20 protein-coding genes (1 of these 20 cut by a window edge) are annotated in these 23,038 nt (G+C 72.1%); 14 read left to right on the forward strand and 6 right to left on the reverse strand.

Features of this window, described 5'->3' with window-relative positions; all coding sequences use genetic code 11:
- Nucleotides 1-30 precede the first annotated feature (30 nt).
- The 5 genes from ACE101_RS18740 to ACE101_RS18760 all read left to right on the forward strand — a co-directional run bounded on the left by ACE101_RS18740 (nucleotide 31) and on the right by ACE101_RS18760 (nucleotide 9,385).
- A complete protein-coding gene (locus ACE101_RS18740) occupies nucleotides 31-1,155 on the forward strand; it encodes an AI-2E family transporter (protein ID WP_379132555.1) in 1,125 nt (374 codons plus the stop codon).
- Nucleotides 1,155-1,853, forward strand: a complete 699-nt coding sequence (locus ACE101_RS18745; RefSeq protein WP_379132558.1) for a P-loop NTPase family protein — start codon at nucleotides 1,155-1,157, stop codon at nucleotides 1,851-1,853. The genes ACE101_RS18740 and ACE101_RS18745 overlap by 1 nt, the downstream gene beginning before the upstream one ends.
- A 115-nt stretch (nucleotides 1,854-1,968) precedes the next feature.
- Nucleotides 1,969-4,227: an RNA degradosome polyphosphate kinase gene (locus tag ACE101_RS18750; RefSeq protein WP_379132560.1), complete on the forward strand. Its 2,259-nt coding sequence runs from the start codon at nucleotides 1,969-1,971 to the stop codon at nucleotides 4,225-4,227.
- A gap of 101 nt (nucleotides 4,228-4,328) precedes the next feature.
- Nucleotides 4,329-5,876 carry an exopolyphosphatase gene (gene ppx, locus ACE101_RS18755; protein ID WP_379132563.1) on the forward strand — a complete coding sequence of 516 codons (1,548 nt, stop codon included), beginning with the start codon at nucleotides 4,329-4,331 and terminating at the stop codon, nucleotides 5,874-5,876.
- A 71-nt stretch (nucleotides 5,877-5,947) separates the two neighbouring features.
- Complete coding sequence (locus tag ACE101_RS18760; RefSeq protein WP_379132565.1) at nucleotides 5,948-9,385, forward strand: hypothetical protein; 3,438 nt, start codon at nucleotides 5,948-5,950, stop codon at nucleotides 9,383-9,385.
- A gap of 15 nt (nucleotides 9,386-9,400) precedes the next feature.
- On the opposite strand, the gene fliP is transcribed toward ACE101_RS18760, so the two are convergent.
- Nucleotides 9,401-10,153: a flagellar type III secretion system pore protein FliP gene (fliP, locus tag ACE101_RS18765; protein WP_379132567.1), complete on the reverse strand. Its 753-nt coding sequence runs from the start codon at nucleotides 10,151-10,153 to the stop codon at nucleotides 9,401-9,403.
- Nucleotides 10,154-10,259: 106 nt separating this feature from the next.
- A complete protein-coding gene (locus ACE101_RS18770) occupies nucleotides 10,260-11,462 on the reverse strand; it encodes a hypothetical protein (protein ID WP_379132569.1) in 1,203 nt (400 codons plus the stop codon).
- A 287-nt stretch (nucleotides 11,463-11,749) separates the two neighbouring features.
- On the opposite strand from ACE101_RS18770, the gene flgB reads away from it, so the two are divergent.
- The 8 genes from flgB (at nucleotide 11,750) to ACE101_RS18810 (ending at nucleotide 18,497) form a co-directional block, all read left to right on the forward strand.
- Nucleotides 11,750-12,124 (forward strand): flagellar basal body rod protein FlgB, encoded by a 375-nt coding sequence (gene flgB, locus ACE101_RS18775; RefSeq protein ID WP_379138788.1) that lies wholly within the window; start codon nucleotides 11,750-11,752, stop codon nucleotides 12,122-12,124.
- A gap of 12 nt (nucleotides 12,125-12,136) precedes the next feature.
- Complete coding sequence (gene flgC / locus ACE101_RS18780) at nucleotides 12,137-12,547, forward strand: flagellar basal body rod protein FlgC (RefSeq protein WP_379132572.1); 411 nt, start codon at nucleotides 12,137-12,139, stop codon at nucleotides 12,545-12,547.
- 7 nt (nucleotides 12,548-12,554) lie between these two features.
- Complete coding sequence (gene fliE / locus ACE101_RS18785; protein WP_379132574.1) at nucleotides 12,555-12,860, forward strand: flagellar hook-basal body complex protein FliE; 306 nt, start codon at nucleotides 12,555-12,557, stop codon at nucleotides 12,858-12,860.
- Between the two features lie 186 nt (nucleotides 12,861-13,046).
- Nucleotides 13,047-13,313, forward strand: coding sequence for a flagellar biosynthesis protein FliQ (gene fliQ / locus ACE101_RS18790; protein ID WP_379132576.1), 267 nt, complete (start codon nucleotides 13,047-13,049; stop codon nucleotides 13,311-13,313).
- 23 nt (nucleotides 13,314-13,336) lie between these two features.
- The gene (gene fliR / locus ACE101_RS18795) at nucleotides 13,337-14,101 is read left to right on the forward strand and encodes a flagellar biosynthetic protein FliR (protein WP_379132579.1); all 765 of its coding nucleotides are present in this window, start codon (nucleotides 13,337-13,339) and stop codon (nucleotides 14,099-14,101) included.
- Between the two features lie 3 nt (nucleotides 14,102-14,104).
- On the forward strand, nucleotides 14,105-15,166 hold the full coding sequence (gene flhB, locus ACE101_RS18800; protein ID WP_379132581.1) for a flagellar biosynthesis protein FlhB: 1,062 nt from the start codon (nucleotides 14,105-14,107) through the stop codon (nucleotides 15,164-15,166).
- 150 nt (nucleotides 15,167-15,316) lie between these two features.
- On the forward strand, nucleotides 15,317-17,932 hold the full coding sequence (gene cckA / locus ACE101_RS18805; protein ID WP_379132583.1) for a cell cycle histidine kinase CckA: 2,616 nt from the start codon (nucleotides 15,317-15,319) through the stop codon (nucleotides 17,930-17,932).
- An 85-nt stretch (nucleotides 17,933-18,017) separates the two neighbouring features.
- A complete protein-coding gene (locus ACE101_RS18810) occupies nucleotides 18,018-18,497 on the forward strand; it encodes a MarR family winged helix-turn-helix transcriptional regulator (protein WP_379132586.1) in 480 nt (159 codons plus the stop codon).
- Between the two features lie 44 nt (nucleotides 18,498-18,541).
- Here ACE101_RS18810 and ACE101_RS18815 read toward each other — a convergent pair whose 3' ends face one another.
- Entirely contained in the window at nucleotides 18,542-18,769 is a 228-nt protein-coding gene (locus tag ACE101_RS18815; protein ID WP_379132589.1) for a hypothetical protein, read from the reverse strand.
- Nucleotides 18,766-18,948, reverse strand: coding sequence for a hypothetical protein (locus ACE101_RS18820; RefSeq protein WP_379132592.1), 183 nt, complete (start codon nucleotides 18,946-18,948; stop codon nucleotides 18,766-18,768). The genes ACE101_RS18815 and ACE101_RS18820 overlap by 4 nt, the downstream gene beginning before the upstream one ends.
- 189 nt (nucleotides 18,949-19,137) lie before the next feature.
- Here ACE101_RS18820 and ACE101_RS18825 point away from each other — a divergent pair, with 189 nt between their 5' ends.
- Nucleotides 19,138-20,253: an alginate O-acetyltransferase AlgX-related protein gene (locus ACE101_RS18825; protein WP_379132594.1), complete on the forward strand. Its 1,116-nt coding sequence runs from the start codon at nucleotides 19,138-19,140 to the stop codon at nucleotides 20,251-20,253.
- Between the two features lie 45 nt (nucleotides 20,254-20,298).
- Here ACE101_RS18825 and ACE101_RS18830 read toward each other — a convergent pair whose 3' ends face one another.
- Together ACE101_RS18830 and ACE101_RS18835 are read right to left on the reverse strand one after the other, a co-directional pair.
- Entirely contained in the window at nucleotides 20,299-21,324 is a 1,026-nt protein-coding gene (locus ACE101_RS18830) for a hypothetical protein (protein WP_379132597.1), read from the reverse strand.
- Nucleotides 21,317-23,038, reverse strand: partial view of a glycosyltransferase family protein gene (locus ACE101_RS18835; protein ID WP_379132599.1) — the 3' portion only. It continues 564 nt past the right edge of the window; the window shows 1,722 of its 2,286 coding nt (coding positions 565-2,286); its start codon lies beyond the right edge, outside the window — the gene reads right to left on this strand; its stop codon occupies nucleotides 21,317-21,319. The genes ACE101_RS18830 and ACE101_RS18835 overlap by 8 nt, the downstream gene beginning before the upstream one ends.

Genomic DNA, 23,038 nt, shown 5'->3' on the forward strand with positions numbered 1-23,038 from the left:
GGCGCATGGGCTCCGTCGGAGAGGTGAGAGATGCTCCAGCGCAGAGCCGCGATCACCCTGGCCGTCCTCGCGGTCGTGATCGTCCTGCTCTACCAGCTCCGCGACGTGCTGGTGCCCTTCGTGGCGGGCGCGGCGCTCGCCTACGTGCTCGATCCGATCGCCGACCGGCTGGAGCGCCTCGGCATCGGCCGGCTCGCCGCCACCTTCGTGATCCTGGCCGTCTTCGTGCTCTTGCTGGTGCTGGCGCTGATCATCGCGGTGCCGCTCGCGGCGCGCCAGATCGGCGCGCTCGCCGCCACTCTGCCGGCGACCATCTCGCGCATCCAGGCCATCATCGCCGACCATGCCGGGCCGCTCCTCGAACGGGTGGGCGGGGCGGGCACGCTGCAGGACCTGCAATCCTCGGTCGGGCGTCTCGTCGGCGCGGCCGGGAGCTGGTTCGTCAACCTGCTCGGCTCGCTCTGGTCCGGGAGCCAGGCGATCGTCGGCATCCTGTCGCTCCTCGTGGTCACGCCGGTCGTCGCCTTCTACCTGCTCGTCGACTGGGACCGCATGATCGCGACCCTCGACGGGTGGGTGCCGCTGCGCCACCGCGACACGGTGCGGGCCCTCGCCCGCGACATCGACGCGGCGATGGTCAGCTTCATCCGGGGCCAGAGCCTCGTCTGCGTGCTGCTCGGCACCTTCTACGCCGCCGGCCTCTGGCTGATCGGCCTGAATTTCGGGGTGCTGATCGGATTGATCGCCGGCTTCCTGACGTTCATCCCGTATGTCGGCTCGCTCACCGGGTTCCTGCTCTCCATGGGCGTCGCGCTGGTCCAGTTCTGGCCCGACTGGACCTGGATCCTCGCCACCCTCGGGGTGTTCCTCGTCGGGCAGTTCCTGGAGGGCAACGTGCTCCAGCCCAAGCTGGTGGGCGATGCGGTGCGGCTGCACCCGGTCTGGCTGATGTTCGCGCTCCTCGCCTTCGGCTCCCTGTTCGGCTTCCTCGGCCTGCTGCTGGCGGTGCCGCTCGCCGCGGCGCTCGGCGTCATCGCGCGCTTCGCCGTGCGCCGCTACCTGGAGAGCGCGCTCTACCGCGCCGAGGCGCCGCCCCTGCCCGCCGCCCCGCTGCCGCTGGCGGTGACCGACCGCGATGCACGGAGCCGGATCTGATGCCGGACACGCCGCGCCAGCTCACCCTCGACCTGCCGGTCGATCCCCGCTTCGGCCCGGAGGATTTCCTCGTCGGGCCGAGCAACGAGGAGGCCTATGCCCGCATCGAGGCCTGGCCGGACTGGCCGGACCGGGTGCTCGTCCTCACCGGCCCCGCCGGCAGCGGCAAGAGCCATCTCGCGGCGATCTGGGCGGCGCAGGCGGGCGCTCCGACGGTCGCCGCCGCGGAGGTCGCGGCGGCCGCGGTGCCCCGGCTCGCCGAGGCCGCCGCCCTGGTGATCGAGGATGCCGACCGGCCGGCGGGCCGCGACGAGGCGGCCCTGTTCCACCTCCTCAACCTCGCCCGCGAGCGGGGCACGAGCCTCGTGATCACCGGGGCCGGCCCGGTCGAGGGCTGGGGCATCGCCACGCCCGACCTGCGCTCGCGGCTGCGCCTCGCGCCCACCGTCGGGATCGATCCTCCGGACGAGGCGCTGCTGCGGGCGGTGCTCGTGAAGCTCTTCGTCGACCGCCAGCTCGTGGTCGATACCAGCGTGGTCGACGCTCTCGCCCTGCGCATCGACCGCTCCCTCGGCCGCGCCCGCGACGTGGTGGCCGCCCTGGACCGGGAGGGGCTCGCCCGCAGCCGGCGCATCACCCGGCCCCTCGCCCTCGCGACGCTGGCGGCCCTCGACGAGCCTCGGGGAGAGGAGCCGTGACGGGCGCCCGTCCCGGCCCCTCCGGGCCCGGGGCGGCGCGTTCATGCGAATGTCAAACTCACCTGTCACGCCCTCGGACTTTCCCGCGAGACAGGCTTCATCAGGAGGCTTCCCCGTGACCGAACCCGCCGTCGCCGATGCCAAGCCCATCGAGGCTCCCGACGAGATCGGGCCGCTGCCCGAGGCGCCGGCCCCGGCTCGGGCGGCCGCTCCGGTCGAGGAGGCCGTCGCCGCCGGCCGCGCCCTGCGCAAGGAGCCGGCCCGCTTCGTCAACCGCGAATTGTCTTGGCTGCAGTTCAACCGGCGCGTGCTGGAGGAGGCCTCGAATACCGGGCATCCGCTCCTGGAGCAGCTGCGCTTCCTGTCGATCTCGGCCAACAACCTCGACGAGTTCTTCATGGTCCGGGTGGCGGGCCTGCACGATCAGGTGCGCGCCGGCATCGCCACGCCCTCGCAGGACGGGCTGAGCCCCTCCGAGCAGCTCGCGCGCATCGGCGCCGAGGTGTCGGAACTCGCCCGCGACCAGCAGCGCCGCTGGCGCGAGCTGCGGGAGGACCTGCACCGCAACGGCATCGAACTCGTGGAGGCGGCGGGCCTCTCGGCGGAGGATGCGGGCTGGCTCGAGGAATACTTCCTCCAGCACATCCTGCCGGTGCTGACTCCGCTCGCCATCGACCCGGCCCATCCCTTCCCGTTCATCCCGAATCTCGGCTCGACGCTCGCCCTGATGCTGGTGCGGCCCCGGGACGGGCGGGTGCTGCGCGCGCTGATCCGCCTGCCCGCCGTGGTCGAGCGCTTCGTGCGCCTGCCCGATCCGAGCGGGACGGGCCCGGCCCGCTTCATCGCCATCGAGCAGGTCATCGTGCTGTTCACGAGCCGGCTCTTCCCCGGCTACCTCGTGAAGGGCCAGGGCGGCTTCCGGGTCGTGCGCGATTCCGATCTCGAGATCGAGGAGGAGGCCGAGGATCTCGTCCGCCACTTCGAGACCGCGCTCAAGCAGCGCCGCCGCGGCATCGTCATCCGCCTCGAGGTCGAGGCGGGCATGCCGGAGGATCTGCGCAGCTTCGTCGCCGACGAGCTGGAGATGGCCGCCGACGCGGTCTTCGTCGTCGAGGGCATGCTGGCGCTCAACGAACTGTCCCAGATCGTCTCGATCGACCGGCCGGACCTGAAGTTCAAGCCCTACAACCCGCGCTTCCCGGAGCGCATCCGCGAGAGCGGCGGCGACTGCTTCGCGGCCATCCGCCAGAAGGACTTCGTGGTCCACCACCCCTACGAATCCTTCGATTCGGTGGTGCAGTTCCTCACCCAGGCCGCCCGCGACCCGAACGTGGTGGCGATCAAGCAGACCCTCTACCGCACCTCCTCGAACTCGCCGATCGTGGCGGCCCTCGCCGAGGCCGCCGAGGCGGGCAAGTCGGTGACGGCCCTGGTCGAGCTGAAGGCCCGCTTCGACGAGGAGGCGAATATCCGCTGGGCGCGCAACCTGGAGAAGGCGGGTGCGCAGGTGGTCTTCGGCTTCATCGAGCTGAAGACCCACGCCAAGCTCTCGATGGTGGTGCGGCGCGAGGGCGACCGGCTCGTCACCTATTGCCACGTCGGCACGGGCAACTACCACCCGATCACCGCACGCATCTACACCGACCTCTCCTTCTTCACCGCCGATCCGGTGATCGCCCGCGACGTCTCGCGCATCTTCAACTTCATCACCGGCTACGCGGAGCCGGCGGAGCTGGAGCGGATGGCGGTCTCGCCGCTCACCCTCAAGCCGCGCCTGCTCAAGGACATCGCGGCGGAGATCGAGCACGCCAAGGCCGGCCGCCCGGCCTCGATCTGGATCAAGTGCAACTCCCTCGTGGACGCCCAGATCATCGACGCCCTCTACGACGCGAGCCAGGCCGGGGTGCAGATCGACTGCGTGGTGCGCGGCATCTGCTGCCTGCGTCCCGGCGTCCCGGGCCTCTCCGAGACCATCCGGGTCAAGTCCATCGTCGGGCGGTTCCTGGAGCACGGGCGCATCTACGCCTTCGGCAACGGCGTCGGCCTGCCGAACCCGAAGGCCAAGGTCTACATCTCCTCGGCGGACCTGATGAGTCGCAACCTCGACCGGCGCGTGGAGGCGTTGCTGCCGATCCTCAACCCCACCGTGCATCAGCAGGTGCTCGACCAGATCATGCTGGCGAATCTTCTGGACAACCAGCAGAGCTGGCGGGTGCTGGCCTCGGGGGCGAGCGAGCGGATCCAGCCCGCCGCGGGCGAGGAACCCTTCAACGCCCACAAGTATTTCATGACGAATCCGAGCCTGTCCGGACGTGGAAAGGCTTCGAAGAAGTCGAGCCCGCGCTCCCTAAGCCGGCGCAGCCAGGGCGGCTGACACGGCGGTTCCTTCCGTCCATAAGGGCCAGCGACTGAAGGGGGCGCGGGAGGCCGCGCCCACCCACCGCGCCCGCCGGCGGTGCCGTCGCGAGAAACTCGATGGATCTGGACACCTCACGCCCCGCCGCCCCCGCTTCGAGCGAGGCCCTCGCGCGCATCGTCCCGGGCGAGCCGATCGCCATCATCGACATCGGCTCGAACTCGGTCCGGCTCGTCGCCTACGCGAACCGCTCCCGGGCGCCGACCCCGCTCTACAATGAGAAGGTGTTATGCGGCCTCGGCCGCAACGTGCTCTCGACGGGGCGCCTGCACGAGGAGGGGGTGCGGCGGGCGCTCCAGGCGCTGGCGCGCTTCCGCGAACTCTGCCGCACCATCCAGGTCGGGCGCACCTTCGTGCTCGCCACCGCCGCCGCCCGCGACGCGGAGAACGGGCCGGATTTCCTGCGCGACGCCGAGGCGGCCTGCGGCCAGCCGATCGAACTCCTGTCGGGCCGGCGCGAGGCCGAGCTGTCGGCCTTCGGGGTGATCTCGGGCTTCTACGCCCCGGACGGGGTGGTGGGCGATCTCGGGGGCGGCTCCCTCGAACTCGTCGACGTGCGGGGGCCCCTGGTCGGCCGGGGCGTCACCACCCCGCTCGGCGGGCTCGCGCTCCAGGATCTCAGCGGCGGCTCGCTCAAGAAGGCCCGGAAGATCGCCGCGGACACCCTCAAGAAGGCGGCTCCCCAGCTCGAGACGATGCGCGGGCGCACCTTCTACGCGGTGGGCGGCACGTGGCGGGCGCTGGCGCGCCTGCATCAGGCGGCCCGCGGCTACCCGATGCGGGTGATGCACGGCTACACCATCGATCCGGCCGACGAGCTGAACTTCCTCGAAGTGGTCGAGCGGGTCGACGCGGCGACGCTGGCCGCGGTCGAGAGCGTCTCGGAGGCCCGGCGGCCGCTCCTCGCCTACGGGGCGGTGGTGCTGGAGGAGATCATCCGCAGCGGGCGCCCGCGGGAGATCGCCGTCTCGGCTACGGGCGTGCGCGAGGGGCTGCTCTACGAACTCCTCGATCCGGCGGGCCGCAACCAGGATCCGCTGCTCCTGGCGGCCGCGGAACTCAACCAGCTGCGCGCCCGCTGCCCCGGGCACGGCCCCGAGCTCCAGGCCTGGACCGACGCCTTCATGGCGAGCCTGGAGAACACGCCGGAGACCACGGACGAGCGGCGCCTGCGGCACGCGGCCTGCTTGCTCGCCGATATCGGCTGGCGCACGCATCCCGATTACCGGGGCGAGCAGAGCCTCAACCTGATCGCCCACGGGGCCTTCGTGGGCATCGATCATCCGGGCCGGGCCTATCTCGCCGTGGCGGTGTTCTTCCGCCACGAGGGCGTGGCGCCCGAGAAGGCGAGCCCGACCCTGCGCCAGCTCGCAGGCAGCCGCCTGTTCGAACTCGCCCGCCTGCTCGGCGCGGCCCTGCGGGTGGCCTTCCCGATCTCGGTGGCCATGGAAGGGGTGCTGCCGCGGACCCCGCTCCTCCTGAAGGAGGGCGCCCTGGTGCTGCAGCTGCCGGAGGATCTGCGGGCGCTCGCGAGCGACCGCGTGGTGAGCCGCCTGCGCGGCTTGGCCCGGCTGCTCGGGGTCGAGGGGCGCATCGTGGTGGGCTGAACCCGGTCCCCTTAAGGCCGCGTTAGCCCTCCCGTGCGAGGCTCCGACCCCGGTCGTGAAACGGTGGGCGGATGGGTCGGACGGGCACAGGCCGGTGGGGAGCGCGCCTCCTCATCGCGCTCGCGGCGCTGCTCCTCGGCACGGCCGGGGCGGCGGCGGCGAAGCTCGTCGCCATCGCGGGATCCGAGCCGCGCAATTTCGGCCGCATCGCGCTGACCTTCGACCAGAGCGTCAAGGTGACCGCGAAGGTCACGGGCAGCATCCTCGTCATCCGCTTCCGGGAGCCGGCGTCCGGCGGGCGCGAGCGCCTGGCCGCGGAGATGCCGGCCTACATCACCATGGCCCGGCGCGATCCCGACGGCAGCGGCCTGCGCATCGCCCTGCAGCGCCCCTTCACCGTCAACGTGCTGGAGGCCGCCGAGCGGGTCTTCGTGGACCTCCTGCCGGAGACCTGGAGCGGGCTGCCCCCGGGCTTGCCGCCCGAGGTGGTCGCCGATCTCGCGCGCCGGGCCGAGGAGGCGGAGGCCCGGCTACGGCGGGAAATGGCGCGCACGGCGCCCGCGGCGCTGCCATTGCGGCTGGAGACCGCCGAGCTGCCGACGCTCACGCGCCTCACCGTTCGCTTGGCCGCCGCGGCCCCGGCGGCCTTCGCGCGCAACGGCCGGGCCTTGAGCCTGACCCTCGACGGCGCCTACGCACCGCAGCCGACCGATGCCGCGGTGCGCCTCAAGCCGGCCGTCGAGGCCCTCGCGGTCGAGGGCGGTCCCGAGCGGACCCGCCTGACCCTGACCCTGGCGGAGGGCTACGAGGCCGAGGGCTACCGGGACGACGACGGCTTCGCGATCGACTTCACCCGCAAGGCGGTGGATGGCGCCGCGGCGGCGCGGGCGCCGGAGCCCGTCAAGACCGCTCCCGTTGGGCCGGAATCACCCAGGCCGGAATCACCCAGGCCGGAGCCCGCCCGGGCCGGCATCCCCGAGACGCCGCGGGCCGATCCGGCCTCGGACGCCACGCCCGAGACGGCCGAGGCCCGGCCGCCGAGCCCGATGCCGATCGGCCCCGTCGAGGCGCGGATCGTCCGACGCGACGGCGCGGTGCGCGTCGCCTTCCCGTTCGCAGTCCGGCCCGCCGCGGCCTTGTTCGAGCGCGGCGGCATCGCGACCCTCGTCTTCGAGACGCCCGCTCCCATCCGGCTCGATGCCGCGGCGCTCACGGCCTCGCCCGTCCGCCTCGCCGAGCCGCCGCGATCCGAGGGCCCCTTCGCGGTTCTGCGCTTCGCCGTCGACGGCGGGCTGATCGCTCAGCTCGCCCCGGGCGAGGGTCCGGGCTGGACCCTCGTCTTCGGCGACGGGAGCCTGCCGCCCGGAGAGCTGCTGGCGCCCCGGCGGGCGGCCGACGCGGCCGGGCGGCCCGCCGTCACGGTGTCGCTCGCACCCGCCGGCTCGGTGGTCTGGCTGGAGCGCAACGGCGAGCGGATCGCCGTGGCGACGGCGCCGGGACCGCGGCTCGCCGGCATCCCCAAACGCAGCCGCTTCGTGGATTTCGAGCTGCTTCCCAGCCGCCAGGGCGTCGCCGTGCTGGCGCTCGCCGACGATCTGGTGGTGCGCCCCGGCCTCGCCGGGGTCGCGATCACCCGCGCGGGCGGCCTCGCGGTGAGCCCCGTGGCGGGCGAGGCGCCCGATGCTGGCCCGCCGGTCTCCCCCGGCGACCTCGTGATCCAGCCCGACCGCTGGCGCGCCGACCGCCGCGGCGACGTGCTGAGCCGGATCCGCGCCGCCCAGAACGCCGTCGCCACCGCCGACCGGCTCGGCCGCTCGCCCGCGCGCGTCGATCTCGCCCGCGTGCTCCTGGCCAACGGGCTCGATGCCGAGGCCGCGACCGTCCTCGCCTTCGCGGCCAAGGAGGATGCGGTGACGGCGGCCGACCGCACGACCCGGATCCTCGCGGCTTTGGCCGCCATGCGCCTGCGCCGCGACCTCCAGGCGGCGGAGATCCTCGGCGGCGACACCAAGCTCGGCCAGGACCCGGAGGCCCGGCTCTGGCGCAGCGTGGTCGAGATCCGCCGCGGCCGCCTCGCCGGCCCGGCGGCGCTCGGTGCCCTCAAGGCCGCGATGCCGGTGGCCGAAGCCTATCCGGAGGATCTGCGGCTGCCGATCCTAACGATGCTGGCGGGCCTCGCCATCGATGCGCGCGACCTCACCCTGGCCCAGAGGGTGATCGCGGCGGCGGCCGCGATCACCGACTCGGCCCTGACCCGAGACCAGATCGCGCTCCTGCGCGGCCGGCTCACCGAGCAGCTCGGCCAGGAGGCGCCGGCGCGCCGCGAATACGAGCGCCTCGCCGCGGAGGGCGAGGCTCCGGTCGCCGCCGAGGCGGCCCTGCGCCTCGTCGACCTCGCGCGCGCCGCCGGGACGGTCCCGCGCGAGCAGATCCTGGCGCGGCTGGAGCACCTCGCCCTCGTCTGGCACGGCGGCGACATCGAGGCCGAGACCCTGGCCCGCCTGAGCCGCGCCTATGCGGAGGCCGGGCGCTGGCGCGACGCCTTCGTCACCGCCCGCAAGGCCAACCGGCTCTTCCCCGAGCACGCGGCGACGCGGGGGCTGCACCAGGACATGGTCGGGCTCTTCGCCGACCTGTTCCTCAGCGAGCGGGGCGCGAGCCTCGGGCGCGTCGAGGCGCTGGCCCTCTATTTCGACTTCAAGGAATTCACGCCTCTCGGGCGTCAGGGCGACGCGGTCGTGCGCAACCTCGCCGACCGGCTCGTCGCCCTCGACCTCCTCGACGCGGCGGCGGACCTCCTCCAGCATCAGGTCGACAAGCGCCTCACCGGCGCGGCGCGGGCGGGCGTCGCGGCGCGCCTCGCCAGCATCCGGCTGATGGACGATCATCCGCTCCAGGCGATCCAGGTGCTGCAGGCGACCCGCCTGCCGGAGCTGCCGGAGCGCCTGCGCGAGGCCCGCACCCTGCTCGAAGCCCGCGCTCTCTCGGACCTTTCGCGCACCGACCTCGCCCTCGAACTGCTGGAGGGGATGGAGGGCCCGGAGGCGGCCCGGCTGCGCGCCGACATCGTCTGGAGCGCCCGGCGCTGGCGCGAGGCGGGGGAGGCGCACGAGGCGCTGGTGGGCGGCCGCTGGCGCGAGCCCGGCCCGCTCGGCGACGCCGACCGGGGGGATGTGATCCGGGCCGCCATCGCCTACGCGCTCGCCGACGAGACCCTGAGCCTCGACCGTCTGCGGGCGAAGTTCACGCCCAAGATGGCCGAGAGCCCGGATGCCCGCACCTTCGCGCTGCTCTCGGCCCCGAACGCCACCCGCACGGCGGCCTTCCGCGATCTCGCCGGCAAGGCGATCAGCGCCGAGACGCTGACGGCGTTCCTGCGCGCCTATCGCGCCCGCTATCCCGAGACCGCCGTGCCCGACCGGCCCGGGCTTCCGCCGGATGCCAAGCCCGTGCCGGATGCCAAGCCCGCGCCGGAGGCGCGACGGGCGGGCGGGGCGCCGCCGGGGTGAGGGCAGGCGGGGGCTTCACCCGCCGTAGCTCTGCACCAGCGAGCCGGCGACGAGGGTCCAGCCGTCGACCAGCACGAAGAAGATCAGCTTGAAGGGCAGGGCCACGGTGGCGGGCGGCAGCATCATCATGCCGACCGACATCAGGATCGAGGCGACCACGAGGTCGATGATCAGGAAGGGAATGAAGAGCAGGAAGCCGATCTCGAAGGCCCGCCGCAGCTCCGAGATCATGAAGGCCGGCGTCAGGATCTCCAGACCCACCGCCTCCGGCGTCGTCGGGCGCGGGCCGTTGGCGAGATCGAGGAAGAGCTTGAGATCCTTCTCGCGCACCGTGCGCAGCATGAACGCCTTGAACGGCGCGGAGGCCCGATCGAAGGCCTGCGACTGCTGGATCTGCCCGGCGACCAGGGGCTCGATCCCGGCCCGGTAGGCCTCCCGCGCCGTCGGCGCCATCACGAAGGCGGTGAGGAACAGGGCGAGGCTCACGATCACCGCGTTCGGCGGCGCGGTCTGCGTCCCGAGCGCCGAGCGCAGGATCGACAGCACCACCACGATGCGGGTGAAGGAGGTCGCCATCACCAGCACCGAGGGCGCGAGCGCCAGCACGGTGATGAGGGCGACGAGCTGCAGCGCCCGCTCGGTGACGCCGCCGCTCGGACCGAGATCGACGGTCAGGCTCTGCGCGAGCGCGCCCCCTGCCGAGGCGACGAGGATGAGCCCGGCGAGCCAGAGGGCATGCCGGCCCCGGATGGATCGAAGGAGGCCCATGCCCGCACCCTGGCGCCCTCCGCGCGACCGGCGCAAGGGCGGGGCCGTGCCGCCGCGTCGCTTGTGGGCGGGCGCGGCGGTACGGCAACAGCGCCGGTGACCGCCCTCAGCGCTTGTCGAGCGGCCGGCCGAGCAGGCGGGCGAACTCGGCCTCGATCTCCTCGACCGAGAAGGGATTCGGCGCGGCCGCGGCCTTCGCCGGCTCGGGCTTCGGTTCCGGCTCGGGCTCCGGCGGGGGCGGAGGAGGCGGCTCCGGCGCGGAGACGGGTTCGGGCGGCGGCGGTTCCGGGGCAGGCGGGGGCGGCTCGGGGACCGGAGGCAGCGGCTCGGGCTCCGGTTCCGGCGGCGGGGGCGGTTCCGGCTCCGGCGCCACCGCGACGGGCTCCGGCTCGGGCGGCGGGGCGGGCTCGGGTGCCGGCGGCTCGGGTTCCGGGACGGCCGGCTCGGGGGCCGGCGGCGGCGGGGGCGGCGGGTCCGGCTCGGGCGTCGGCACGGTCGCGAAGGGCTCGGCCTCCGGCTCCGGCGGCCGGCTCATCACCGGCACGGCGGGACGCGACGGGGCGACCGCCGAGGACGGCCGGCGCAGCGCCTCTTCGAGCTGGCGCGCCATGTCGTTGAGGATGGCCGCATCGACGGCGCGCGGCTCGGCGCCCCGCGTGCCGGCCGGAGTCGGCACGGGGGCGGGCGGCTCAGGCTCGACCGGCGGCATGTCGAGGGGCGGCGGGGCCTGGCGGCCCGCGCGCAGGCTCGGCGGCTCGACGCGCCGCGAGGCGTTGAAGCGCGAGGCCGGACGCGGCGGCACCTGGGGCCGGACGGGCGGCGGCTCCGGCGCGGGCATCGGCTCGGGCGGCGGCGGGGCGGGCGTCGGCGGCAGGGGCGGCGGGAAGGTGAAGACCGGCTCCGGGGCCTCGGCCGGCGCGGGCGGCTCGGGGAAGGGCGGCAGGGGCGGCGGCAGCGAGGCCGGCTCGCTCTCCGCCGGGAGCGGCAGCGGATCGGGGGGCGCCTCGCCCCGTTCCGCGAGTTCGGCCGGGAGGCGCGCGCCGGCCACGCGCATGATGTTGCGCTCGACCACCACGTCGTTCGGGCCGCCGACGAGCAGCAGGTGCTCCACGTTGTCCCGGCGCAGCAGGATGAGCTGGCGCTGCCGGTCGAGCTCGTAGATGTCCACGATGCCGAGGCGCGGCTGACGGCCCCGCTGCCCGCCGCCGTTGCCCAGGCTGAGGCGGCCGCGGGCGAAGCGCTTCGCGCCGAACGCGAAGGCACTGAGAAGTGCCACCATGATCAGGAACACGATCAGGTAGGAGATCACGGGCGAACCATCCGTCCCGAAAAGCGAGGAGAGCAAAGCGCGGTCTCTCACAACTGAGGTGCCCGGGGCACCGACGCGACACGAGGGGTTTCTAACACGCGGGCCCGGCGCCTGCGCAGGCCGTGTTAAAACGTCTTAACAACTTCCTGTCGGATTTGGCGATCCGGCAGCAGGCCCGGCGGGGGCGCGCCCGGCCGGATTAACGACCCCTTAACCATAAGGCCGGCAGATTTTGCCGACCGAATCTGGGGCCGCCCGTGCCAGTCGCCGATCTCCCGCTCGTGAGCATGCTGCGCAACCGCATGCAGTGGCAACAGACGCGCCAGAAGGTCCTGGCCGAGAACGTCGCCAATGCCAACACCCCGGGCTTCAAGGCCCGCGACCTGCGTGCGCCGGTGTTCCGGCCCGATGGCGGCCTCGCGGCCTCGCGGCCCGCGGGGATCGCGGTGGAGCGCACGAGCCCGATGCATCTCGCCGGCAGCGGTCCGGCGGGCGCGGCGGAGGAGCGCGAGCGCACCCGGTTCGACGTGGTGCCGAGCGGCAACGCGGTGAGCCTCGAGGACGAGATGATGAAGGCCGCCGACAACCAGGCGGATTACCAGCTCGCCGCCTCGCTCTACCAGAAGAGCCTGCAGATGCTGCGCAGTGCGGTCGGCAAATAGCGGAGGCCGCCGATGGACTTCATGAAGGCGATCGGCATCGCCGCCTCGGGCCTGAGGGCCCAGTCCGGCCGGATGCGGGTGATCTCGGAGAACATCGCCAACGCCGATTCCGAGCCGCGGAATGTCGGCGCCGAGCCCTATCGCCGCAAGGTCCCGACCTTCGCCAACCGGCTCGACCGGGAACTCGATGCCAGCGTGGTGGATCTCGGCCGCGTGCGCCGCGACCAGAGTCCGTTCCGCACCAAGCACGATCCCGGCAACCCGGCGGCGGACGCCAACGGCGACGTGCGGCTGCCCAACGTGAATCTCCTCGTCGAGACGGTCGACATGCGCGAGGCCCAGCGCAGCTACGAGGCGAACCTGAACATGGTCACGGCCGCCCGCCGGATGATCTCCCGCACCATCGACATTCTGAAGGTCTGAATCCCCCATGCCGACCAACGCCTTCGCGGCCGGCGCCTACGCGGCGATCCAGAATCTCGGCCGGCCCGGACCGGCGGCCCGCCCCGCTGCCGCCGAGGGCGGTTTCGGGCAGATGCTCTCCGCGGCGGTGGACGGCGTCGCCGATGCCGGCCGGCGCAGCGAGCAGCAGATGATGGCGGTGGGCGCCGGCAAGGCGAACGTCGTCGACGTGGTGACGGCGGTGGCCGAGAGCGAGACCGCGCTCCAGACCCTCGTCGCCGTCCGCGACCGGGTGATCTCGGCCTACGAGGACATCATGCGGATGCAGATCTGAGCCGCGGCGCGGATGCGGGCGCAAGCCGAGACCGGTGAGCGTCCCTCCGCGCAGGCATCACGTCCGCCCGGCGACATGCCGCGGCGCGGGGAGCCCCTCTCCCGCTCGCGAGAGGGGAGATGGGCTCTCGAACCGATGCACCGAGCCTCCCGCCACACCATCGCTTCCTCGAGCCCCCACTCTCCCATGACCGGTCTCGCCATCCTCGACATCGCCCGCGACGGAATCGTCACCTTCCTCAAGGTGGCCGGTCCGCTGATGGTGGTGGCCCTCATCGTCGGGCTCGTCGTGTCGCTGCTTCAGGCCCTCACGCAGATCCAGGAGCAGACCCTGATCTACGTGCCCAAGATCGTCGCGGTCTTCGCCGCCATGCTGCTGATGCTGCCCTTCATGGGAGACGCCATGGCGGGCTACATGACCCGGATCGCCGCCCGCATCGTCGCGGGCGGCTGACCTCCCGGGAGATGTCGGCCTCCGTGAACCTCCTGCTCCCCGGCCTCGCGGCGGCCTATCTCCTGACCTTCGCCCGGGTCGGCACGCTCGTCATGCTGATGCCGGGCCTCGGCGAGACCGTGGTGGCGCCCCGCCTGCGCCTCGGCTTCGCGCTCCTCCTCGCCCTGGTGCTGTTCCCGGCCGTTCGCCCGCTCCTGCCGCCGACGGACGGAGCCGGGGCGGGGCCGCGGCTGATCGGGGTGCTGATCGGCGAGATCGCGGTGGGGCTGGTGCTCGGCCTCAGCGTCCGCGCGGTGCTCGCCGCCCTCCAGACCACCGGCACCATCATCGCCCAGCAACTCGGCCTCGCCTACGCGATGACGGTGGATCCGACCACGGCCGGCCAGCAGGCGACGCTCGGCACCTTCCTGACGCTGCTCGGCATCACCCTGGTGCTCGCCGCCGACCTTCATCACCTCGCCATCGCGGGCATCCGCGACAGCTACGCGCTGATGCCCCCGGTCGGCGTGCCGGCCACCGGCGACGCGGCGGCCTTCGCGATCCGGGCGGTGGCGCGGGGCTTCGCCCTGGCGGTCCAGATCTCGGCGCCCTTCATCGCCTTCGGCATCCTGTTCAATCTCGGTCTCGGCGTGCTGTCGCGGCTGATGCCGCAGATGCAGGTCTTCTTCGTCGCCACCCCGGCCTCGATCCTGATCGGCATGACGGTGCTTCTGGCGACGCTCGGGGTGGTGATGGGCGTGTTCGTGGACGATCTCGGCCGCTGGCTCGGCCAGTTCGGGAGGCTCTGAGCCGTGGCGGAGGGGGCCGAGCAGGAGGACCGCACCGAGGAGCCGACCCAGAAGCGGCTCGACGACGCCATCAAGCGCGGCGACGTCGCCAACAGCGTCGAGATCAACACCCTGTTCCTGCTCGGGGGCTTCACCCTGGTGCTCCTCGTCGCGGGGGGCTCCATCGCCCGCGGGCTCACCCTCGACATGGGCGGCTTCCTCGGTGGCCTGCACGCGGTGCCCTCGGACCCGGCCGCCTATCAGGCCGTCGCGCGCCGGGCGCTCTCGGCGCTCGGCCTCGCCCTGCTGGTGCCGGTGGGGGCCGCCCTCGCGGCGGGCCTCGCGGGCGGCCTCCTCCAGCATCCCTTCGTCTGGACCACCGAGATGCTCGGGGCGAAGTGGGAGCGCGTCTCGCCGATGGCGGGCCTGCGGCGCCTGTTCGGGCCCGAGGCGTGGTTCCAGTTCGGCAAGGGCGTCGTGAAGATCGCCCTCGTCGGCACCGTCGCGGGGCTGGTGCTGTGGGGCGACCGCGACCGGCTCGAAGCCTTCGCGCAGCTCGATCCCGTCGCGATCCTGCCCGCGACCCTCGCGCTGGCGCTGCGGCTGATGGCCGGCATCCTCGCGGCCTACGTGGTGATCTCCCTCGGCGACGCCCTCTACCAGCGCCTGCGCTGGCGGGCGCGCCTGCGCATGACCAAGACCGAGATCAAGGAGGAGATGAAGGAGAGCGACGGCAACCCGGAGGTGAAGGCCCGCCTGCGCCAGATCCGCCACGGCCGCGCCCGCAAGCGCATGATGGCGGCGGTGCCCGGCGCCACCGTGGTCGTCGCCAACCCGACCCATTTCGCGGTGGCCCTGCGCTACGAGACCGGGATGGCCGCCCCCGTCTGCGTCGCCAAGGGCGTCGATGCCCTCGCCCTCAAGATCCGCGCGATCGCCGCCGAGGCCGGCGTGCCGGTGGTGGAGAACCCGCCGCTCGCCCGGGCGCTCCACGCCACGGTGGAGATCGACGCGGTGATTCCCGCCGAGCACTACAAGGCCGTCGCGGAGGTCATCGGCTTCGTGCTGCGCCAGCGCCGCCACTGAGGGGGCGGTGCGGACTTGCCGGGCGCCGCCGCTCGGGCATAACGCCACGCGGTCCAGGGTCTCAACCTCCGGGCAAGCCTTGTGCGGCAGGATGGGGCGTGACGGGCGCGCAGGGCCGTGAACCGGCAGAACAGGATGGATCGCGGCGTCATGCCTGATGTGAGCCCCCCGCCCGTGACCGAGGCCGCCTCGCTCGACCGTTCGGAGCGCCCGGGGCGGGTCAGCCTCCTGCTGCTGCTCGCCGGCCTCCTGGTCGGGGCGGCGGTGGGCCTGAGCTTCGTCGCCAACGAGCAGGCCCAGCCGCTGATCCTGGGGCTCCTCGCCGTGCTCGCCATGGCGGGGGTGTTCTCCCTGTTCGCCCTCGCCATCGGGGCGCTCCAGCTCACCGGGCAGGGGGCGCGCAACGACGTCACCAAGGCCGTGGTGGACGCCGCTCCCGAGGGCATGATCGCGGTGGAGGACGGCACCCGGCCGATCTACGCCAACGCCGCCTATCTGGCGCTCGCCGGCAGCGACAACTTCTCGAATCTGCGTCTCGTCGAACGCGTCTTCGTCGGCAGCCCCGACGTTTCGGAGGCGGTCTACCGCCTCGCCCAGGCCGCGCGGGAGGGGCGCAGCCTGTCGGAGGAGATCCGCATGGCGCCCCCGCCGGGCGGCGGGCGGGACTTCGCGTGGTACCGCATCGGGGTCCGCCCCCTGCCGCTGCCCCGCCGGCCCGTGGCCCTGTGGAGCGTGAACGACATCACCCACGAGCGCGAGCGCCAGGAGAACGTCTTCCAGGAGCTCCAGCACGCCATCGACTACCTCGATCACGCCCCGGCCGGCTTCCTCTCGGTCGATCCGCGCGGGTCGGTGGTCTACATGAACGCGACCCTGGCCTCCTGGCTCGGCCACGACCTCGCCCAGGTCGGCTCGGGGGGCCTGCGCCTGTCCGAGATCCTGCCGGCCGCGGTCGGCGAGGTGCTGGTGGCGGGCGACGGCCAGCCGGGCGAGGTGCGCACCGACCTGTTCGACCTCGACCTGCGCCGCCGCAACGGCCACCCGCTCCCCGCCCGGATCTATCACCGGGTCGCCTACGGGGCGGACGGACGCCCCGGCGCCTCGCGCACCCTGGTGCTCAACCGCTCGGCGGGCGAGGAGGCCGACGAGCCCCAACGCGCCGCCGAGGTGCGCTTCGCCCGCTTCTTCAACACCAGCCCGATCGCGGTGGCGACCCTCGACGCCGCCGGCCGCGTGGTGCGGGCGAACGCCTCCTTCGCCCGGCTTTTCGGCACGCTGCCGCGCACCGGTGAGGGCCGCGAGATCGGCCCTTCGGCCCATGACTGCATCGCCGAGCGCGACCGGCAGACCTTCGACGGTGCCTTCCGCCTCGCCGCCGAGGGGCGCGGGGACGTGGCGCCCGTGGAAATCGGCGTCGCGGCGCCGGGCAACCGCTCGGCCCGGATCTGGCTCAGCCCCGAGGTCCGCGCCGCGGGCGGGCCCGCGGAGGATGCCGCGAGCGAGGCCGTGATCCTCTACGCCCTCGACACCACCGCCCAGCTCCAGCTCCAGCAGCAGATCAACCAAGCCCAGAAGATGGAGATGGTGGGCCAGCTCGCGGGCGGCATCGCGCACGACTTCAACAACGTCCTGCAGGCGATCATCGGCTACTCGGACCTGCTGCTCGCCAGCCACCGGCCGGTGGACCCGGCCTTCCAGGACATCATGCAGATCAAGCAGAACGCGAACCGGGCCGCGAGCCTGGTGCGCCAGCTGCTCGCCTTCTCGCGCCGCCAGACCCTGCGGCCGGAGGTGATGCATCTCGGCGACGCGCTCTCCGACCTGACGCTGCTGCTCAAGCGCCTGCTCGGCGAGCGGGTCGAACTCGACCTCAAGCACGGGCGCGACCTCTGGCCGGTCAAGGCCGACGTCAACCAGTTCGAGCAGGTCATCGTGAACCTCGCGGTGAACGCCCGCGATGCCATGCCGAATGGCGGGCGCCTCGCGATCCGCACCGCCAACGTCACCGAGGAGGCTGCGGGCGCGCTCCAGCTCACCGGGCTTCCCGCCGCCGACTACGTGCTGGTCGAGGTGGCCGATACCGGCACCGGCATGACCCCGGAGATCATGGAGAAGATCTTCGAGCCGTTCTTCACCACCAAGGAAGTGAACAAGGGCACCGGGCTCGGCCTCTCGACGGTGTTCGGCATCGTCAAGCAGTCGGGCGGCTACATCGACGTGAAGTCGACGGTGGGCGAGGGCACGGTGTTCGGCATCTACCTGCCTCGCCACGTGCCGGTGCCGGAGGTGGAGGCGGCCCCGGCGGAGCCCGTGCCCGCCGCGCTGCCGGCCCCGGTCTCGGCGGCCCCCGGCGCGCCCGCCGCCGAGCCGAAGAAGCCCCCGGCGCCGGACCTAACCGGGCGGGGCACGATCCTGCTCGTCGAGGACGAGGATCCGGTGCGGGCGGTCAACGGGCGGGCCCTCGCGGCACGCGGCTACACGGTGCTCGAAGCCGCCTCGGGCCTGGAAGCCCTCGCGATCATCGCCGACCGTGAGACGCCGGTCGATCTCGTCGTCTCCGACGTGGTCATGCCCGAGATGGACGGCCCGACCCTGCTGCGCGAGCTGCGCAAGCGCCATCCCGACCTGAAGGTGATCTTCGTCTCCGGCTACGCCGAGGACGCCTTCCAGAAGAACCTGCCGGAGGGCGAGGAATTCAACTTCCTGCCCAAGCCCTTCAGCCTCAAGCAGCTCGTCGAGACGGTGAAGACCACCATGGCGGGGTAGGACGGGGCCATCGCGCTGTGGAGCGGTGCCGCTGCCGCGGCGGGAGCGCCCTGGCGCCGGGATGGTTCTGATCTAAACTATCGGCATGGCTTCCTCGTCGCCGCGCCCCGCTGTCCTTCCCGCCGAGCCGGATCCGATGCGGATCTGGTTCCGCTTCGTGCGCCTCAATCGGCGCGTCGTCGCGGCGGTCGCCGCCGATCTGAAGGCGCTCGGGCTCTCGATCCCGCAATTCGACGTGCTCTCGACCCTCTCCGAGCGCGAGGGGCTGACGCAGCAGGATCTCGCCGAGCGGCTCTACGTCACGAAGGGCAACGTGTCCGGGCTGATCGACCGGCTGGTCGAGGCGGGCCTCGTGGAGCGCCGCCCGATCCCGGGCGACCGGCGCTCCCACGCGCTGCATCTCACCCCGGCAGGCCGCGACCTCGCCCGCACCGGCATGGCCGCCCAGACTGCCTACGTCGCCCGCACCCTGGCGACGCTGCCGGCCGAGGATCTCGCCGATCTTGAACGGGTGGTGCTGGCGTGGCGGGAGGTGGCCCGCGCGGACGGCGAGCCCCGGCGCTGATGCACGACAGGCTCCGGACCGTGCGTCCGGAGCCTGTCTTGAGATCAATGCGACCGGTCCGTCCGGTCCGGGGCGCGGCCCTTGGTGCTGTGGGTATGGTGGGCGTCCCGCTCGCCGCCCCCGCCCGACACGTGCGACTTGGAATCGTTGGTCGGGCTGCCGGGCGTCGGCCCGCGGCGTTCGTCGTGCGCGGGCTCCGAGGCGTTCTGATGGCTGCTGCCGGGGCCGCCGTGATGGCGGTCGGTCTGTGGAGCCTTGCTGGATGTGCTCATCGGTCCTGCTGATATCCCTGGTTGGTGGTGTTCACCTTCGAGTTCCCGGCCTGGCCGATCTTGTCGGGATCCTTGGTCTGGCTGCCGCCCTTGCCGAGTTCCGTCGGGGCGCCCTGGGCACTGCCGGGCCCCTTGTCGGACTGGTTGGCAGGCGGCACGGGGGGAGGCTTGGCGGTCATGCTGTCCGTCCTCTCGGTTGTCGCGCCCAACGCCCCCGGGCCGGCGAGTGTTCCCGCCCCGGGGCTCTGGAGCGGGGGCGGGCCATGCTGTAACTGTCCCCCGAAGACCTGCCGAGCGGGGACCTGCCGCGACAGGCAGATGACGGGCCGCGTCACGTAACGGCAGAACGGGCCCGTTGGGAGTGTTCGATGGACGATGTTGCGCACGATCTTTCCGCAGCCATCCTCAATCTGGATGCCGCTCTCAAGAGCATGACGCATGAACAGATCGCCGCCGTCGTGACCGGCTTCGCGAACAACGAGGACACTCACACGATCTTGTCGTCGATGCTGGTCAACGCCAACATCCGGTACCGGAACGGCGACCTCCTGCACAACGCGGCGTTCGGGACCGAACCGGACGGCATCGACCTGACCTCCGTCTCGATGCCGGTCGGCCTCGTGTCGAACGACGGCTCGGCCATCCTGGGGCGGGACGGGTTCGTCTTCCTCACCGGCGGCTCCAACGACGTCATCGGCCAGTATTCGCCGCGCCGGACCGGCGACGACGAACTCTTCGCGCAATGGATGAACGTCATCGCGGCCCGCCTCGACGCGGCGGAGCGGGCGAAGGTGCGCTTCCATCAGATCGTCATCCCGGAGAAGATCTCGATCCTGCCGGAACTCTTTCCCCGGCCGGTGGCCGCGCCGACCCGGCTGCTCGACCTTCTCGAGAGCGAGTGCCTGACCCGGTACGGCCGAACCATGCACACTTCGGCCCGTCATCTCTTCTGGGCGCTGCCGGACCGCCGGAGGGTGTCCAAGCGGACGGACAGCCATCTGTCGCCCTTCGGCAGCGCCGTCGTGTTCCGGGAGATCGTCCGGCAGCTCTACGGCCTCAAGCTGCCCGAATTCGCCTTCACCGAAGCGAAGATGGCCGTCGGCGACCTCGCCTACCGGATGTTCGGCCTGTTCTTGCCGGAGATCTTCTCCGAGGTCGATTCCGCAACGATGCCGGCCTTCGTGCAATCGGCGACGAAGGTCTTCGAAGCGGTGCCGAGCCACGGCGCCCATATGGGTCGGCGGCAGGTCTGGCGGAATCCCGAGGCGCCGATTCGCGAGAAGGTCGTGGTGTTCGGGAATTCGTTCTTCAGCTTCGTCGAGAACGGACAGAGCAACCTGTCGTGGTGGTTCTCGCGCTGGTTCGAGGAGTACCACTTCGTCTGGACCAACGAGGTGCACTGGAACTACGTGGCGGAGGTCGATCCGCAGCTCGTGATCTGGCAGGGCATCGAGCGCTTCCTGCCGATCCTGCCGGCCCAGTGAACGGCCGCGCCGGTCCCCGGAGCTTCTCCTCGGGGAACCGGACGGTTACGCGGCCTCCGCGCGCGATCGCAGCCAGCGCAGGAAGGTGTTGGCCCGGAACGGATCCGGGAAGTCCTCCTGCAGGTGCGTCTGCGTCCGGTAGCTCACCCGGTCCTGATAAGCGATCGGCGTGCCGTCCGAGTACTGGCCGTAGGCCCACCAGCCGCGCAGACGCTCGTCCTCGTAGCGTGCGATCTGCGAGCGGTACCAATGCACCAGCTCGAAGATCGCGCTGCTCCGGCCGGCATAGCGCTCGATCATCGCCGCGCCGACATGGGTGATCTTCGTGAAGTGGTAGAAGCGCAGCGGCACCTCGCCCGCGCGGAGCGTGCCGGTGCGGTCGAAGGTCACCGGGCGGCTGCCGAGGTTCCAACTGGCCACGTTGAAACCGGGGTCGCGCAGGATCCGCACCCCGTCGAACAGGGCCGGCACGAGGTCGCACCAGCGCTGGTCGGTGTAGATCCCTTTCGACGCCTCCTCGAAGCAATAGGCTTCGAGGCGCTCCTGCCACCACGCCGCGAAGCGTCGCCCCTCCGCGCCGTTGCGCACGCCGAGGAAGCCGAGATTGTAGACGCCGTGCAGCAGGGTGCTGCGCTCGTTCTCCCACATCGCCGCCGCCCTCGGCTCCGGATCGACCAGATGCGGCGTCAGGATGATGGCGTTGTCCCTGAGGGCATCGACCGCGGGCGCGAGGTCGTTGAACAGCACGATGTCGGGGTCGATGTAGAAGACGAGGTCGGCGCCGCTGTCGAGGATGTGGTTGAGGAAGAAGCCTTTGACCGCCGTGCACAGCTCCACGACGTTGTGCCGGAAGATCCAGCCGGGCAGGGGCTCGACGGGAAGATCCTTCGCCCACAGCACGCGATCGAAGCCGTGGTCGTCCGCCGCGAGCCGGTAACCGTCCGGCTCCAGATCCGAGATGCAGAGCCACAGCGTCCAGTCGGGATGGTGCCGGCGCAGGCTGTCGGCGAGGATGCGCGCCCGGGGCAGGTAGGAGAAGGAAATGCTCGTAAAGCAGTGAACCTTAGACATATTCCGCCTCGGCGCCGCAAATGGCGAGCAGGCTCGCCGTGTTGGGCTGGAGTTCCCCGACCGGGATGGATTTCGCGCGGTACTGCCGGACGCGGTCGAGGGCCGCGCCGGTCGCGAACAGGTCGGCGAGGGCGGCCTTGTCGGCGAGCAGGAGCCCGGCATCGTGATCCGTGACCAGCTTGGCGGCGTTGCCGCTCTCGCTCCGGGCGATCACGAAGGTGCCGGCCAGGATGGCTTCGAGGGTCGAGAAGGAGAAGGTCTCGAAGCACAGGCTCCATTGCAGGACGACGTCGATCTCCTCCTCGCGGAGTGCCTCGATCATGGCGTTCGGCTGCTGCGGGGTGACGGAAGTCTCGCGGAACGCGATCACCGGCGTCTTCGCCCCCGGCTCGGTGGCGAAGTGGAGGAAGCGGTAGCGCGGGTCGTCGCGATGCGACTCGGCGAGGTCGTGGAAGACGTGCCATCCCTTATGCGGCGCGGCGATGCCGACGAAGGCGATGCGGAGGGGCGAGGTCACGCTCGTGCGTCGCCGCTCGGCCGTGAAGCGCGCGGTCGCATGCGGCAGGACGCTCGCGCCGGTCGTCGCGTAGGGCGACCGGCTCTCCCAGAACTCGCGCATCGTATCGGAGGGAAACAGCATCGTCGGCTTCACGGCATCGATCAGGCGCGTCATGGCCGCGACATGCCCGGCGCGCTCCGTCCCGTAGGCGCAGACCCTGCAGGCGGAGGACCCGATCTCGGGCGCCCAGCAGAACTCGACGTCGTTGCGCAGCAGGGCGTAGTTCGTGCACAGGGTCGAGCCGTCATGCGCCCACATCGTCGTGCGGCGCGGGCGCAGGCTCCCGTGCAGGTCGAGGATGAACCGCAGGGAGAAGCCGAGCACCGAGTGGATCACGAGATCGCAGGCCTTGCCGGCCTCGACGATCCGGCCTCCGAGGGAGGCGATGACGTCGTCGTGTCTTGCATGGCCGACGCGCTCGCCGTCGACGGTCAGGGTGACGAGGTCGTCACTGTCCTGGTCGTGCCGGAAGGCCAGGACCGGGCGCGCCGGGGCGATGTGGACGTAGCTCAGTCCACGCGCATTCGCCTCGCTCTGCTCCTGGCCGATGCAGATCTGAACGCCGCCGTAGGTTCGCGTGTATTCGTCGTGGCTCAGCCCGATGACGAAGCGGTCGCGATGCGCGGGCAGCAGGCGGCCGAGCGCCGCGCGCAGGCTCGCCGCGCTCAGCGCCGCGCGGTGGCTCGGCTTCGCGAGATCCCGGCGCGCGCGGTCGCCCATCGGCTGGGCCGACGCGATGAGCTTGATCTCCGCGGAGTGGCGCGAGCGGACCGGTCGCCCCTCGGCCTTGCCGGTGACGAGGTAGTGATACAGCGGATTGAAGCCGGCGGCTTCGACGTCGGGGTTGAGGCGGAGATACTCCGTCACGTCGAAGCGGCTGTCGGGATTGCGGCCCTCGCGCCAGCCGATGGTCAGGAAGTGCTCGAGCGGGTCGACGCCGCTCATCGCCACGTCGGTGTAGGTCTCGGTGTAGTAGGCCCTGTCGAAATAGGGCGCGATGACCGCGCGCTCGAAGGCACGCTGCGGGCTCTCGGCAGGTGATCCGCCCTCGTCCGGCCGAACCTTGCGCCCGCCGCCCGTCTGCCGCCGCTCCAGCAGGTAATAATAGAACGGGTTGATGCCCGCATGCCGGATGTCCGGACGATGCGACAGATA

The sequence above is a fragment of the Methylobacterium carpenticola genome (genome assembly GCF_042748905.1).
Taxonomy (GTDB): Bacteria; Pseudomonadota; Alphaproteobacteria; order Rhizobiales; family Beijerinckiaceae; genus Methylobacterium; species Methylobacterium carpenticola.